Source organism: Streptomyces sp. NPDC059718 (assembly GCF_042733315.1).
GTDB lineage: Bacteria > Actinomycetota > Actinomycetes > Streptomycetales > Streptomycetaceae > Actinacidiphila.
The window spans coordinates 27,098-41,481 of the sequence record NZ_JBHWGA010000067.1; the positions used below are offsets into that span (position 1 = coordinate 27,098).

The window sequence follows — 14,384 nt, forward strand, 5'->3', positions numbered from 1 at the left end:
CCCGCCCCGGGCGTTTGGCGTCCCCCGCGGGGGGGGGGTGTTGGGCGGGGGCCGGGGGGGCGGGCCCGCGGCACCACCGCGGCCGGGGCCTGCCGATCGTCGCCGCCCTCGCGTCGGACCACGGCCTGACGGTCCGCCCCGGCGCCGGTATCTGCTGGGCCGACCTGCCCCTGGACCGCCCCCGGCGGGACGGCGAGGGCGGCGACCGGGCGGCATCCGTCGCGCTGACGACGGCTTTCGCCGCGCTCCTGCTCGTCGCGGTCTTCACGGCGGGCTGCCTGCTGGAGCTCGTCTGAGACGGGGCGAGGGAGGAGCCCGCGCCCCGTCCCGGCGCCCTACAGGTCGAGCTGGTACTCGATCGCCTGGTGCGTGGGTCGGTAGCCCAGCGCGTCGTTGATGTTCCGCATGGGCCGGTTGCCGTCGGCGGTATCGGTCAGCAGACCGTCGAGTCCGGGGTGGCGCTCACGCGCCTGCCGGATCGACTCGGCCTTCATCCACCGGCCCAGCCCGTGTCCCCGGTGCTCGGGCAGGACCGCGGTGCCGTAGTGCTGGCCGTCGCCCTTGCCGTCACCAGGGACGACCAGCTCGGTGAACCCGGCGATGGAGCCGTCCGCATCGTCGACGGCCACGACGGTGTGCAGCAACTCCCCTCGCGCCTCGACGGCTTGGGCGGCAGCACGGATCCGGTCCACGTCCCAGGTCACCGTGCCGTAGGCGACGTCGTCCATCGGCATGTCGTCCATGGCCCGTCGTGACGCGGCGAACGTCGTGGCGAGGTCATCGGGCACGGTCCCGTGCCACGACACCAGCCGGTATCCGGGGTGTGGACGCTCGACGATTTCACCGAGGGCACTGATGTCCACGTCGGCCATCGGCAGCCGGGTGAACGCCAGCGTGAGGGCCTTGCGGAAACCCTGTGCCGGGAGGAAACGGTCGCCGGGCGAACCGGCCTCGGCCTGGGCGATGACGCAACGCCGGCCGTCCGCCCGGGCAGCCGCCACGGCCGCGGCGAGCAGCCGCGTGCCGACGCCGCGGCGCCGCTCGACCGGATGGACGTGGAGCTTCAGCTCGGTGAGGTGTTCCTGCCCGGGACCGCTGAACAGGCGCAGGAACGCAGATCCGAGAGGAATGGCGTCCGCGTCGCTCGCCAGCCACGCGAGCCGGAAGCCGGACGGGCCGTGAGCGGGATCGGTCAGCGGGGTGATGCGCATCGACAAGGTGTCTCCGTCGTGAGGAGGTGGGAAAGGGAACGCGGGACCGACTGCCGAGCACTCCTGCGCATGTGCCGCACACCTCCTCGTCGACGAAGCCGGCCGGTGACACCCGGTCGGCTGGGGGACGCTAACGGTTCCCGCAGGTCGACGGCAACCGCATTCGGATCCGGCGGCCCGTGACGTCGCGGTCTCCCTCGACGGCTTCGGCACCGTGCCGGGGGCGGCCCTTCGACCTGGTCGACGGGCCGGAAGGCTGGAACGACGAGACCGGCTACGGCGCCGGCGAGGTCGGCAGGCCCGCGTTCCTCGTCGTGACGGCCTCGCCGCCGGAGTCCGTGCGGCTCACCGACCTCGACCGGACGTTCGTCACCACCGGCCTGCCCGACGTCGCCGCCGCGCGCGAGCGGGCGGAGGCGGCGTCGTCCTCATAGGCGGCGGCGCCACGATCGGCTCGGCGCTCGGCGCTCGGCGCCGGGCTGTTCGGCACGCTCACGCGGAGCGCGGCGCACGCTGGTGCAGCGGAGCGTGACCCCGACCTCGTCTGACGGCCCCGCAGGGCTCAGGACGAGGGGGAGGGGCTGCCCACGCCTTGTTCGCCGCCGGGGGCCGGGGCCGCCGTTCCGGGCCGCGGGAGGGCCGCCCGTACGGCGGGAAGCGTCAGGACCAGGGCCACGGCCGCGAGTTGCCAGACCGCGCCGAAGCCCAGCACCCCCGCGACGCCGAACAGGACGGACACCGGGCCGGCCGCCGCGAGGCCCACCGGCCCGAGCGCGAAGGCGCCGAAGGTGCCGTAGGCGCTGACCCGGGCGAGCGCACCGGGCGGCACCTGGGACTGCGTGGCCGTGGCGTAGAGGGTGCCGCACACGGCCGAGCCGACTCCGGCCGCCAGCGCGGCGGCGCAGATCCACGGCAGCGGCAGCCCGGTGGCGAGGGCGGCCGACGGCATGGCCCAGCCCAGGGTGGCGGCCGTGCCCACGAACAGCGGCCGGCGGGGCCGGCGCCCCAGCATCGCCACGCCCCCCGCCACCGCTCCCGCCCCGTACAGGGCCATGACCAGGCCCCAGGAGCTCGGCCCACCGAGGTTCCGCTGGGCGACCAGCGGCCCGAGGACGAGGAACGGCGCCCACACGAAGAGGTTGAACAGGCAGACGTGGACCGAGGTGACCCACAGCCAGGTCCGGGAGCGGAACTCCGTCCAGCCCTCGCGCAGCTCCGCGACGAAGGACGAGGCCGGCCCCGCGGCCCGGACGGTCCTCGGCAGCAGGAGCAGGGCGACGACGCTCACCCCGTAGCTGACGGCGTCCACGGCGAGGACCGCGGAGGCGCCCGCGGCCGCCGTCAGGACGCCCGCGATCGCCGGGCCCGCGATGGAGGCCGCCGATCGGGCCACGCCGAGCAGCGCGTTGCCGTCGGAGAGCGCGTCACCCGGCACGATGCGGGGGACGAGTGCGTCGAGAGCCGGGGTGAACAGGGCCTCGGCCGCGCCCCAGACGACGACCAGCGCGATCAGCGTGGCCATGTGGGGATCGCCGCCGAGGAGGGCCAGGGCGAGGCCGGCCTGGGTGAGGCAGCGGGTGACGTCCGCGGCGAGCATCACCTGCCGGCTGCCCCACCGGTCGGTGAGGACGGCGCCGGCGAGCAGGACCAGCACCAGCGGCAGGATCCGGGCCGCGAGGACCAGGCCGAGCTCGGTGCCCCCGCCGCCGGTCTCCAGGACCGCGAAGGCCAGCGCGACGGACGCCATCGACGATCCGAGCAGCGAGGTGGTGTAGCCGATGAAGAAGCGCCGGAAGTCGCGTTCGCGCAGGACCGCGGGGCGGAGATCGAGTGCCATGGGCGCAGCGTGCAGGGGGCGCCCGGCGACACGCCAGGCCCGCGAAAAAAATTATTGAGTCGAGTCGAATCAACTTAGGATGGCTCCAGTTCGCACCGCAGAGTGATTTACTGCGATCGATCTCGGGATCGACAGGGGAGGGGCGTCGCATGACCCAGCCGGTGGAGTACGCCGTCGCTGTCGACCGCTTCCTCGCCGCCTCCGGGCTGGGCGCAGGCTCGCGGCGGGTCTACCGGATCGCGCTGGCCACCTGGGCCTGGGGGCTCGTCGACCGCCCCCTGCCCGTCGGCGGGGGGCGCCGCAACGCCGAGCCCCCGGCGGTCCCGCTGGCCCTGCTCGACGCGCCGGGCACCGCGCGGCGGCTGCGCGAGGCCTTCACGGCACGGTCCGCGGCGGTCGGCGCCCGCACCGCCAACCGTGAACTGTCGGTGCTCTGCAGCGCCGTGACGTGGTGGTGCGCGCAGGGCTGGCTGTCGGGCGACCCCACGGAGGACCTGCGGGCGCTGCCCGTGCCGAAGGCACGCCGAGCCGGGGCCGGACTCGGCGCCGACCAGGTGCGCGAGGTGCTCCGGCTGTCCGCGCCGCTGCGGGAGCAGGCGTTCTGGCATCTGCTCCACGAGACCGGGGCCACCATCGAACGGCTGCTCGCGCTGGACGTCGACGACCTCGACCTGCCGGGCCGCCGCACCCGCGAGCGCACCGGGGTGCCGCTGCGCTGGGGGGACGGATCGGCCCGGCTGCTGCCGCTGCTCGCCCTCGGGCGGGTCGACGGGCCGCTGTTCCGCACCGGCCGCGGGCGCCTCTCCTACCGGCGCGCCGCGGAGTTGTTCACCGCCGCCACGCGCCCGCTGGACGTGCGGGGGCGCGGCTGGACGCTGCGGCAACTCCAGGCGGCGGGCCGGCGCTGACCCGCCCGCCGCCCGCCGCCCGCCGTCAGCCGAGGACCCGCAGGGCGCTCTCGACGACCGAGGCCATCTGTGTGCGCGCGGAGGAGAGGTAGCGGCGCGGGTCGACGGTGGCGGAGTCGGCCGCAAGGAAGTCGCGCACCGCGCCGGTGAAGGCGATGTTGAGTGCCGTGCCGATGTTGATCTTGACCATGCCCCCGATGACGGCGCGGCGCAGTTCGTCGTCGGGGACGCCGGTGGAGCCGTGCAGGACCAGCGGGACGGGCACTGTGCCGCGGAGACGGGCGATCAGGTCGTGGTCGAGCCGTGCCGTGCGGGTCGTCATGGCGTGCGAGCTGCCGACGGCCACCGCGAGGGCGTCGATCCCGGTGGCGGCCACGAAGGCGGCGGCCTCGTCGGGGTCGGTGCGGGCGCCCGGTGCGTGCACGCCGTCCTTGCCGCCTATCTCGCCGAGTTCGGCCTCCAGCCACAGGCCGCGGTCGTGCGCCCAGTCCGCCGCGGCGCGGGTGGCCGCGACGTTGCGGTCGTGGGGGAGGGCGGACGCGTCGTACATCACGGAGCCGAAGCCGCAGTCCGCGGCACGGCGCAGCAGGGCCTCGTCGGTGACGTGGTCGAGGTGGAGGCCCACGGGGACCGCGGCCGACTCGGCCACCGCGGCGGTCGCGCGGGCGATCGGGGCGAGGGAACCACCGTGGAAACGGACCGCGTTCTCGCTGATCTGGCAGACCGCGGGGCGTCCGGCCGCCTCCGCGCCGGCGACGACCGCCTCGGCGTGCTCCAGGGTGATGACGTTGAAGGCGCCGATCCCGCGTCGGTCGGCGTGCGCCGCGCGGACGAGTTCGGCGGTGGGGACCAGCGGCATGACGCGGTGACCTCTCGATGGAATGATGTTGCGTGAACATGATGGTTCGGCCTGGAAAAGGCGCAGAAATGTGCGCTGCCGCGCGTGGGCGCGGTACCGGGCCGGCACACCCACCGAACAGGGGGCGAGGAGATGGCGGGACCACAGGCCCGATGGAGCGCGCTGCTGGAGATGCTGACCCGCGACGGGAGCGTCGAGGTCGAGGCCGCCGCGGCCGAACTGGCGGTGTCCGCCGCGACGATCCGGCGCGACCTGGACGAACTGGCCCGGCAGAACATGGTCACCCGCACCCACGGCGGCGCGGTGATCAACGCGATCGCCTATGACCTGCCGCTGCGTTACAAGGCCGCCCGCAACGCCCCGGAGAAGGAGCGCATCGCCCGGGCGGCGGCGGCCCTGGTGAAGCCGGGCACGGTGGTCGGGCTCAACGGCGGCACCACGACCACCGAGGTCGCCCGCGCCCTCGCCGCGCGCGCCGACCTCGCCGACAGCGGCACCGAGACCGCCCTGACGGTCGTCACCAACGCGCTGAACATCGCCGGTGAACTGGCCGTCCGGCGGCACGTGAAGCTGGTGGTGACCGGCGGCGTCGCCCGCCCGGCCTCGTACGAGCTGATCGGGCCGCTGGCCGCGGAACTCCTCGCGCAGCTCACCCTCGACCTGGTCTTCCTCGGCGTGGACGCCATCGACGTCACCCAAGGCGCGGCGGCCCGGCATGAAGGCGAGGCGAGCATCAACCGTGCGCTCGCCCGGCGCGCCGAGCGGGTCGTGGTCGTCGCCGACGCCTCCAAGCTGGGGAAGCGGGCCTTCGCGCGGATCTGCCCGGTGGGAGAGGTCGACGTCCTGGTGACGGACGGGGACGCCCCGGCCGCGCTCACCGAGCCCTTCGCGGCGGCCGGAGTGGAGGTCGTCCGCGCCTGACCTGGCCTGCCGTCGCACCGGACGTCTCCCCTTCCGCCGTCCCGCCACCGCATGAAGCAGCATGCAATTTTCTGCAGGAAAATTGCTAGAGTCGAGCAACTTCACACATGATGCTCGACCGGGCGTGCTCGGTGTCAAGGGCCGCCGGACAGGGACGGAGTCCATCGATGAGCGAGAGCAGGACCGAGACCGAGATACGGACCCAGCCGGAGTGCTGGCGCCGCGCCGTCGCGCTCGCGGGCGACGGGGAGGAGACGGCGTGGCGGGCCGCGATGCCCCGGGCCGGTGAACGGGTGGCGGTCGTGGGCTGCGGCACCTCGTGGTTCATGGCCCACGCCTACGCCGTGCTCCGCGAGTCCGCGGGGCAGGGTGAGACGGACCCCTTCGCCGCTTCGGAGATGCCGGCCGGCCGGGCGTACGACCGGGTCGTCGCCCTCACCCGGTCCGGCACGACGACCGAGGTGCTGGAGGTGCTGACCCGGCTGCGCGGCACCACCCCCACGGTGGCCGTCATCGCCGATCCCGCCACCCCGGTCATGGAACTGGCCGACGCGGCGGTGGTGCTGGACTTCGCCGACGAGACCTCGGTCGTCCAGACGCGCTTCGCCACCACCGAACTCGTCCTGCTGCGCGCCCTGCTGGGGGAGGACCTGACCGGACTGGCCGCCCAGGCGGAGGCGGCGCTCGCTGCGCCGCTGCCCGACGGGCTGCTGGAGACCGAGCAGTTCACCTTCCTGGGCCGAGGCTGGGCCTACGGCGTCGCGCAGGAGGCGGCGCTCAAGATGCGGGAGGCGGCCGGCGCCTGGACGGAGGCGTACCCGGTCATGGAGTACCGGCACGGCCCGATCAGCGTCACCGGGCCCGGCCGGGTGGCCTGGTGGTTCGGCGACCCCGCGGACCTGCCGGCGGGGCTGGCGGGGGAGATCGCCCGCACCGGTGGACGCCTGGTGGCCCTGGGGCGCGACCCGCTGGCCGACCTGGTCGTCGTCCAGCGGCTGGCCGCCGCGCTCGGTGCCGCACGCGGCCTCGACCCGGACGCGCCCCGCCACCTGACGCGCTCGGTGGTGCTGGCGGACGGCCGGGGCTGACGGCCGGGCCGACCTACGACCCCGACCCCGACCCCGTCCGCCGCAACGCGAACGCCGTCCCCGCCCCGAAGGGGGGCGGGGACGGCATCATGTGCGGTCTGTCAGGACTTGTACCACTTCTGGTTCTTCGTCCCGTAGCACGTCCACAGCTGGAGCGGGGTGCCGGCGGACGTGCCCTTGTCGAGCACGTCGACGCACTTGTTCTTGTTCGTCAGGTCGCTGGACGGGTTGAGCCTGAACTGCTGGGCCCAGCCGCCGTTGCAGCGGGCCAGTTGTATGACCGCACCGTCCGTGAACGAGGCGCCGGCCAGGTCCATGCACATGCCGAAGGCGCGTACGGTCCCGTCGGAGCGGAAGTCCCACTTCTGCCAGGCGCCGCCGTCGCAGTCCTGGATCTGCAGCCGGGCGCCGTCGCGGCCGGTGCTGTTCTTCGCGCCGCTGACCGCGATGCAGCGGCCGCTCTCCGAACTGCGGATCCGCAGGCCGGGCACGGTGGCGGGCTGCTGCGTCTTGCTGGGCGTGGGCTGGCCGGCCGACGAACCCGATGTGGAGCCCGACGAGCCGGAACCGCCGGAACCGCCGGAGGTCGAACCGCCGCCGGTGGCCGAACCGCCGCCGCCCCCGCTGCTCCCGCCGCCTCCGGTGCTGCCGGGTTCACCGCCCACCGCCGGAAGGCCGCCGCCGGTGCCGCCGGTCCCGCCCGCCGCACCGCCGGCGTTCGTGCCTCCCTGGGACCCGGAGGCCGGCGGGACGTTGCCACCTCCGGCGGGGGAGTTCTTGGTTCCGTTCGTGCCGGGCGACGCCGGCAGGACACCGCTCTGCGAAGCGCTGGGCTCGACGGCCGCCACCGGGTCACCCTTGCCGCCCCCGTCGGGCAGCACGTCAATTCGCGCCATCAAGGGCACGACCAGCACCGCGCAGCCGATGACGGCCGATGTGGTCGCCAGTACGCTCCACGCCCGCCTGTCCGGCAGCAGCCGCCGGTGCGGCAGCGAGGGGCGTCGGGCGAAGGTGTCCGCGAAACGGGGCGTGGCCCCGTCGAGAACCTCGGGGTCCCGTGGATCGGGATGGGGAGGCACGTGGTCTCCTGTCGGCTCGGGAATCTGCGCGGAAGCGTAGGGCGCGCGTCCGCCCTTCGATTTCGGCAAGGTGAACAATAGTTTAAGATTTCACCAAGTGTGACAGCGAATGATCGAATATGCGCCAACACTGTGGTCAGAGCATCTCGTTCAGCAGCTTAATCTTTACGCCATGTGTGTGAACGAGTCCGACTGTCGTGAGGGCGAGGCGGACATCCTCGCGGACCACGACACCGGCGGCGCCGACGAACACAGTGCTGTCGCCAGCCTGATCATCGCCGAGCGGGACAGTCTCCGGAGGTTCGTCACCGGCCTCATGGGCCGCGACGTGCATGCCGCGGAGGACGTGCTGCAGGAGACCCTGCTGCGTGCCCTGCAGCGCGCCGGGCGGCTGGACGTGCACGAGCGTCCGGTCCGTATGTGGCTCTTCCGGGTCGCCCGCAACCTGGTCGTCGACCACCGCCGTCGCGACCGCTCCGTGCCCGTCGGCATCACCGCCGCGGACTTCGCGGGCACCGCGCTCGACCACGCCGGCGACCACGCCGGTCTCGTCGAGGACCGTTCCGTGCTCCTCGCCGCGCTGAGCGCCCTGCCGCCCGCGCACCGCGAGGCCGTGGTCCGGGTGCACGTGATGGACCAGACCGGGGCCGACGCCGCCGCCGAGATGGGCGTGCCGCGGGGCACCGTCAAATCCCGGACCCACCACGGAGTGCGGGCCCTGAGGGCCGAACTCGCCCGCCGCGGCGTGGACGGAGTGGCCGCGTGAACGTCCCCGCCGGCTGGACCCGGCTCATCGCGCTCATCGGCCTGCTGATCCTCCTCGTCGTGGTGGCGCACTGGCTCGTCCGCCGCAAGGGGGGCTGGGGCGCACTGCGCCGCCGCGTCGCGCGCGAACTGACGACGGCCGCACGCGCCTTCGCCACGCCCGTCCGCACGCAACTGCGGCACCGCGGCGGCCTGCGGGTGCTCGCCCGCCTGCTGCGCGACGCCTCCGGCTGGACGGACGCCGCGACCGCGCTGCGCCGCGCCGCCGCCGAACGGCCGGGCGCCCGGCCGTACGCGACGCTCCTCGGCTCCGACGTCGTCGGCGTGTACGTCGCCCACGGCCACGGCGAGGGCGCGCTGCCCGAACCCTGGGCCCGCGACGCGGCCGAACCGCGCCTGTGGTGGATCAGTCGCGCCGACCTCGGCACCCCACCGGAGACCGGGCACGGCGGCGAGGCCCCCGTGCTCGTCTGCCTCGGCAGGGCCGGTAGCGACGCGGTGCTCCTCGACCTGACGGCCGTTCCCGCGGCGGTCTCCGTCACCGGCGAGCGGCGCACCGCCCGCGCGGTCCTCCAGGCCCTCGCCGCCCAGCTCGACGCCCGCCTCCCCGCCGGTCGCGTCGTGGTCGGCGCCGGGGTGCACCCCCGGCACGACGGCCCGACCGACGTCTTCGAACGGCTCGACGCCGGCTACGCCGTGAGCGCCGAGGCACCGGAGCGCAACCGGCCGGCCCGCGTGCGCCTGCTCACCCTGGGCGTGGCCCACCACAGCACCCTGATCCTGGAAGCGGACCGGGACGGTCACCTGCGCCTGCACGGCGGCCCGCCCGCCCTCACCATCGACGCGCTGCCCCTGGCCCGCGCCGTCGCCCGGCTGGTAGGCACCCTCCCGCCCGTCCCGGGGGACGACGGCGGCTCCGGTACGAACCCGCCGAAGGTGCTCGGCACCCTCTCAGCCGACGACGACCTCGTCGAGGCCGGACTCCCGCCCACCGCCATGGCCGTCTCCGCGACCGCCCCCCGACCCGAGCCCGCCCCCGCCGCCACCGAACACGGCGACGAGGACGCCGACCTCGCCGAGCCGACCGCATTCGGACCGGCGGGCGTCTCCGCCGTCACCGCACGCTCCTCGTCCTCGTGACGCCCGAACTGGGAAGACCGTGAACCTCACCATCACCACCGTCGACGGCGCGGACGGTGCGCGCCGCGACCACCTCGTAGGGCTGCCACCGCGCACCACCGTCGCGGACCTCGCCGAGGCCGTGGACGGGACGCGCACCCGCGACCTCTACCTCGACGGCCGCCGGCTCGACCCGGACGCGCCCGTCGCCTCGGCGGGGCTGCGCGAAGGCGGCGTCCTGGGCCTCGGCGCCGCCGGAACGGACCCCGACCGGGTCCGCGCCGACGCCGGGACCGACGCCGGGCCGGTGCTCGCCGAGGTCCACGTGGTCTCCGGACCGCAGGCCGGACGCACCTGGCTGCTCGGGTTCGGCAGCCACGAGATCGGCTCCGGACCACTGTGCGCGATCCGCCTCGAAGGCCATGGCGTCCCCGAGGGCGGGCTGTGGGTGACGGTCGGTGCCGACGGCTCCGCACACTGGCACCGCACCCGTACCGCGCCCGGCGACGAGGTGCGCGGCCGGGTCGCCGCGCCCCCGCCGGACGACGCCGTCACCGCGCTGCGCCGCACCCGCCCGCAGCGCGTCACCACCGAGCGGACCGCCGCCCCGGGACAGCCCGTGCCGTGGCCGCCCGGCGAGGACCTGACCGTGGGCTCCGTCCTGCTGCGGATGAGCGCGCCGGTCGAGGCGGACGCCGCGGTCACCCAGTCCGCGGACGGCTTCGGCATCGACTACAACCGCCCGCCGCGGATCGCCCCGCACCTGGACGGCGAGCGGGTCCGGCTGCCCTCGCCGCCCGCGGCCCCGGGCAAGCGCCCCTTCCCCGCGGCCATGATGATCGCCCCCGTGATCATGGGCTTCTTCATGGTCGCGATCTTCAAGTCGTACTACTTCGTCGTCTTCATCGCGCTCGGCCCGATGATGATGGTCTCCAACTGGGTCACCGGCCGCCGCACCGCCCGCAAGGACTACGAGGAGGCGGACCGGCAGTACAACCGGCGGCGCGCCGCCGTCGAGGACGGCGTCCGCGAGGCCGTCGCCCGCGAGCGCCGGGTACGCCACGTCACCGGCCCCGACCCTGCCGCCGTCGCCCTGATGGCCACCGGGCCGGGCAGCCGGCTGTGGGAGCGGCGCCGCCACGACCCCGACCACCTCGTCCTGCGCCTGGGCACCGCCGACCAGCCCTCGCTGCGCGAACTCGAGGACCCGGCCCGCGACGAGAACCACCGCACCATCCGCTGGAACATCCCCGACGCCCCGATCGGCGTGGACCTCAGCGGCCACGGCGTGGTCGGCGTGGCGGGCCCCGCGGCCGAGGTGCAGCCGCTCGCCCGCTGGATGGCGGTGCAGGCGGCGGTGCTCCACAGCCCCCGCGACCTGCGGATCGTGCTGCTCACCGATCCGGGGCGCGCCGACGACTGGGCCTGGGTGCGCTGGCTCCCGCACGTGCGGCCCGCGGCGCCCGGCGGCCCGCTCGTCCTCATCGGCAACGACCCCGAGTCGACCGCGGCCCGCGTCTCGGAACTGGTCGCGCAGATCCAGGTCCGCAAGCGGGCCACGACCTACGACCGCAACGCCGCCGTCATCGGCCCCGACATCCTGGTCATCGCCGACGGCGCCCGGCGGCTGCGCGACGTGCCCGGTATGGTCCAGGTCCTCACCGAGGGCCCGGCGACCCGCGTCTTCAGCGTCTGCCTCGACGAGCAGGAGCGGCTGCTGCCCGAGGAGAGCACCGGAGTGGTGCTCGCCGAGGCCGGCCGGCTCACCGTCAAGCGCCCCGGCACGCCCGACGTCCCGGCGGTCCGCGCCGACCAGGTCACGCCCGAGTGGTGCGAGCAGGTCGCCCGCGCCGTCGCGCCGGTCCGCGACGTCAGCCCCGAGCACGACGCGGGACTGCCGCAGCGCGTGAAGCTGCTGGACCTGCTGAACCAGGAACCGCCCAGCGCCGACACGATCCTGGCGGGCTGGCGAGCCCGGCCCTCCACCACCTCCTTCGTGCTCGGCAGCGGCTTCGAGGGCCCGTTCTCCCTCGACCTCGTCCAGGACGGTCCGCACGGACTGGTCGCCGGGACCACCGGCTCCGGCAAGTCCGAACTGCTGCAGACCTTCGTCGCCTCCCTCGCCGCCGCCAACCGGCCCGACGAACTGACCTTCGTCCTCGTCGACTACAAGGGCGGCAGCGCCTTCAAGGAGTGCGCGCAGCTCCCGCACACCCTCGGCATGGTCACCGACCTCGACGCCCACCTCGTCGAACGTGCCCTGGAGTCGCTCGGCGCCGAGCTGATGCGCCGGGAGCACGTCCTCGCCGCCGCCAACGCCAAGGACCTCCCCGAGTACCAGGCCAAGCGCGCCGCCGACCCCACGCTCGCGCCGCTTCCCCGGCTCCTGCTGGTGATCGACGAGTTCGCCACCCTGGTGCGCGAGGTGCCCGACTTCGTGCCCGGCCTCATCAGCATCGCCCAGCGCGGCCGGTCGCTCGGCATCCACCTGGTCCTGGCGACCCAGCGTCCCGCCGGTGTGGTGACCGCCGACATCCGGGCCAACACCAACCTCCGGATAGCGCTGCGGGTCACCGACCAGTCCGAGAGCCAGGACGTCATCGACGTCACGGACGCCGTCGACATCTCCGCCACCACCCCCGGCCGCGCCCTGGTGCGGCGCGGCCCGAAGTCCGCGGAGCCCTTCCAGACCGCCTGGGTCGGCGCCGAGCGGCCGCGGCCGAAGACCGACGAGGAGACCGAGGCCGACAGCGGCGCCCGCAAGCCCGTCGTGGCGGCGGAACTGTCCTGGGACGCCCTCGGACGCGCCGCGGCACCGGCCGCGTCCGAAGTCGTCCTCACCCAGAGCGCCCAGGCGCCCGCCCCCACCGACCTGCGGATCCTGGTCGACGAGATCCGCACGGCCGTGGACCGGCTGGAGGACTACACCCCGCAGCCCAGCCCCTGGCTTCCCGCGCTGGAGCGCCGGGTCCTGCTCGACGACCTCGACGCGATGAACCCCGTCCGCGAGGGACGCCTGCTCATCCCGTACGCCCTGGAGGACGTGCCGCAGCTGCAGCAGCGGCACGTGGCCGCCGCGGACCTCAGCAGCTTCGGCCACCTGTACGTCATCGGCGCGCCCCGGTCCGGCCGCACCCAGGTGCTGCGCACCCTGGCCGGCTCGGCCGCCCGCCACCAGAGCACCGCCGACGTGCACTTCTACGGCATCGACGCGGCCGGCGGCGGCCTGGCCGCGCTCACCACGCTCCCGCACTGCGGAGGCATCGTCCCCCGGCACGACACCGAACGGCTGGAACGGCTGCTGCGCCGCCTCAACCAGGAACTCGTCAACCGCCAGGAACTGGCGCAGCAGCACAACGCCACCGGCATCGGCGAACTGCGCAAGGTGCTGCCGAAGGCGGAACGCCCCGCGCACATCCTGCTGCTGGTCGACGGCTGGGACGCCCTGTCGGCCATGCTCGACGAGCACGAGTACAGCCACATGTACCAGGACATGGTCCGCCTGGTACGCGAGGGCGCCGGCGCGGGCATCCACTTCATCGGCACCTCGGAACGCTCCCTGCTGGGCGGCCGCATGGCGGCCCACAACGACCACAGGCTGCTGCTGCGGCCCGGCGACCGCTCCGACGTCCAGGCCATCGGCATGAAGCCGGCCAAGCTGCCCGCGGACATCCCGCCGGGCCGCGGGTGGCACGTCCTGACCGGTACCGAGACCCAGGTCGCGCTGCTCGCCCCGGGCGGCGGCACCGAGCAGGTCGAGGCGCTCCGCAAGATCGGCGCCGCCGCGCTCAAGCGCGACGCGCGGGTGCCCCAGGCACGGCGCCCCTTCACGGTGGCCTCGCTGCCGCGGTCGGCCGAGTTCGCCGACGTCTACGACAAGGTGTCCGCCGAGCAGCGGCGGCCCCTGTGGGGGCTGCTCGGCATCGGCGGCGACGAGGGCGAACCGGTCGGCGTGGACCTCGCGGGCGCGTCCGCGGTGTTCGGCGTCATCGGCCCCACCGGGTCCGGGCGCAGCAACACCCTGGCCTCGCTGGCGGTCTCGCTGCTCGCGGGCGGCACCTCACTGGTCGTCCTCACCCCGCGTGAGTCCCCGCTGCGGGCGCTCAGCCGGCACACCACCGTGCGGGTGATCACCGACAGCGAGCCGACCGAGGAGGCGGTGCGCTCCGCGCTCGCCGCGCTGCCCGGACCGCGGGTGGTGATGGTCGACGACGCCGACCTGCTGGCGATGTCCGGCGCCGACAAGCTCCTCAAGGAGATCACGGTGTCCGGCCGGGACCAGGGCCTCGGCCTCGTCTACGCGGCGACCGCCGACGGCGTCCAGGGCGGCATGAGCGGCTGGATGTCCAGTGCCCGCAAGGCCCGCCGCGGACTGCTGCTGGGGCCGAAGAGCATCACCGAGGGAGACCTGATCGGCGTACGGCTCCCGCACGCCGTCACCCGCGTGGCACCCCACGCGGGCCGCGGCTGGACCGCCGGACGGGGCAGCGAGGTGATGGCGCTGCAGGTGCCGCTGACCTCGCTCCGCACGGAGTGACGCCCGTTCCGTGGCCGGCACCGGGTGCCCGCCCCGGAACGCGCCCCCGCGACGACGAAG

Annotated in this window: 10 protein-coding genes and 2 pseudogenes; 8 read left to right on the top strand and 4 right to left on the bottom strand. The window is 74.8% G+C overall.

Translation table 11 applies throughout. From position 1 onward, the window contains the following. Window positions 1–296, top strand: a pseudogene (locus tag ACFV3E_RS42290) (hypothetical protein); the annotation flags it as partial. A 39-nt stretch (window positions 297–335) separates the two neighbouring features. Here ACFV3E_RS42290 and ACFV3E_RS42295 read toward each other — a convergent pair. After that, a complete protein-coding gene (locus ACFV3E_RS42295) occupies window positions 336–1,217 on the bottom strand; it encodes a GNAT family N-acetyltransferase (RefSeq protein ID WP_500541220.1) in 882 nt (293 codons plus the stop codon). Window positions 1,218–1,375: 158 nt separating this feature from the next. Between ACFV3E_RS42295 and ACFV3E_RS42300 the strand changes: the two are divergent. Then, window positions 1,376–1,757, top strand: a pseudogene (locus ACFV3E_RS42300) (dihydrofolate reductase family protein); the annotation flags it as partial. 16 nt (window positions 1,758–1,773) lie between these two features. Here ACFV3E_RS42300 and ACFV3E_RS42305 read toward each other — a convergent pair. Further along, complete coding sequence (locus ACFV3E_RS42305; protein ID WP_500541222.1) at window positions 1,774–3,048, bottom strand: MFS transporter; 1,275 nt, start codon at window positions 3,046–3,048, stop codon at window positions 1,774–1,776. A 149-nt stretch (window positions 3,049–3,197) separates the two neighbouring features. Here ACFV3E_RS42305 and ACFV3E_RS42310 point away from each other — a divergent pair, with 149 nt between their 5' ends. Then, the gene (locus ACFV3E_RS42310) at window positions 3,198–3,956 is read left to right on the top strand and encodes a hypothetical protein (protein WP_500541224.1); all 759 of its coding nucleotides are present in this window, start codon (window positions 3,198–3,200) and stop codon (window positions 3,954–3,956) included. Window positions 3,957–3,981: 25 nt separating this feature from the next. On the opposite strand, the gene ACFV3E_RS42315 is transcribed toward ACFV3E_RS42310, so the two are convergent. Continuing rightward, window positions 3,982–4,815, bottom strand: coding sequence for a class II fructose-bisphosphate aldolase (locus ACFV3E_RS42315; RefSeq protein ID WP_500541226.1), 834 nt, complete (start codon window positions 4,813–4,815; stop codon window positions 3,982–3,984). A 132-nt stretch (window positions 4,816–4,947) separates the two neighbouring features. Between ACFV3E_RS42315 and ACFV3E_RS42320 the strand changes: the two genes are divergently transcribed. Both ACFV3E_RS42320 and ACFV3E_RS42325 read left to right on the top strand, forming a co-directional pair. Continuing rightward, window positions 4,948–5,736, top strand: coding sequence for a DeoR family transcriptional regulator (locus ACFV3E_RS42320; protein ID WP_500541228.1), 789 nt, complete (start codon window positions 4,948–4,950; stop codon window positions 5,734–5,736). Window positions 5,737–5,903: 167 nt separating this feature from the next. Next, window positions 5,904–6,824, top strand: coding sequence for an SIS domain-containing protein (locus ACFV3E_RS42325; protein ID WP_500541230.1), 921 nt, complete (start codon window positions 5,904–5,906; stop codon window positions 6,822–6,824). A gap of 101 nt (window positions 6,825–6,925) precedes the next feature. On the opposite strand, the gene ACFV3E_RS42330 is transcribed toward ACFV3E_RS42325, so the two are convergent. Then, a complete protein-coding gene (locus ACFV3E_RS42330; RefSeq protein WP_500541232.1) occupies window positions 6,926–7,903 on the bottom strand; it encodes a ricin-type beta-trefoil lectin domain protein in 978 nt (325 codons plus the stop codon). A 172-nt stretch (window positions 7,904–8,075) separates the two neighbouring features. Here ACFV3E_RS42330 and ACFV3E_RS42335 point away from each other — a divergent pair, with 172 nt between their 5' ends. From ACFV3E_RS42335 to ACFV3E_RS42345, 3 genes are read left to right on the top strand one after another with little or no spacing between them, the layout of a single operon-like run. Next, complete coding sequence (locus ACFV3E_RS42335) at window positions 8,076–8,669, top strand: sigma-70 family RNA polymerase sigma factor (protein ID WP_499509416.1); 594 nt, start codon at window positions 8,076–8,078, stop codon at window positions 8,667–8,669. Further along, the gene (locus ACFV3E_RS42340; RefSeq protein WP_500541234.1) at window positions 8,666–9,808 is read left to right on the top strand and encodes a hypothetical protein; all 1,143 of its coding nucleotides are present in this window, start codon (window positions 8,666–8,668) and stop codon (window positions 9,806–9,808) included. Before ACFV3E_RS42335 ends, ACFV3E_RS42340 begins: the two co-directional genes overlap by 4 nt. A gap of 19 nt (window positions 9,809–9,827) precedes the next feature. Beyond that, window positions 9,828–14,324, top strand: a complete 4,497-nt coding sequence (locus tag ACFV3E_RS42345) for an FtsK/SpoIIIE domain-containing protein (RefSeq protein ID WP_500541236.1) — start codon at window positions 9,828–9,830, stop codon at window positions 14,322–14,324. Window positions 14,325–14,384: the final 60 nt, after the last annotated feature.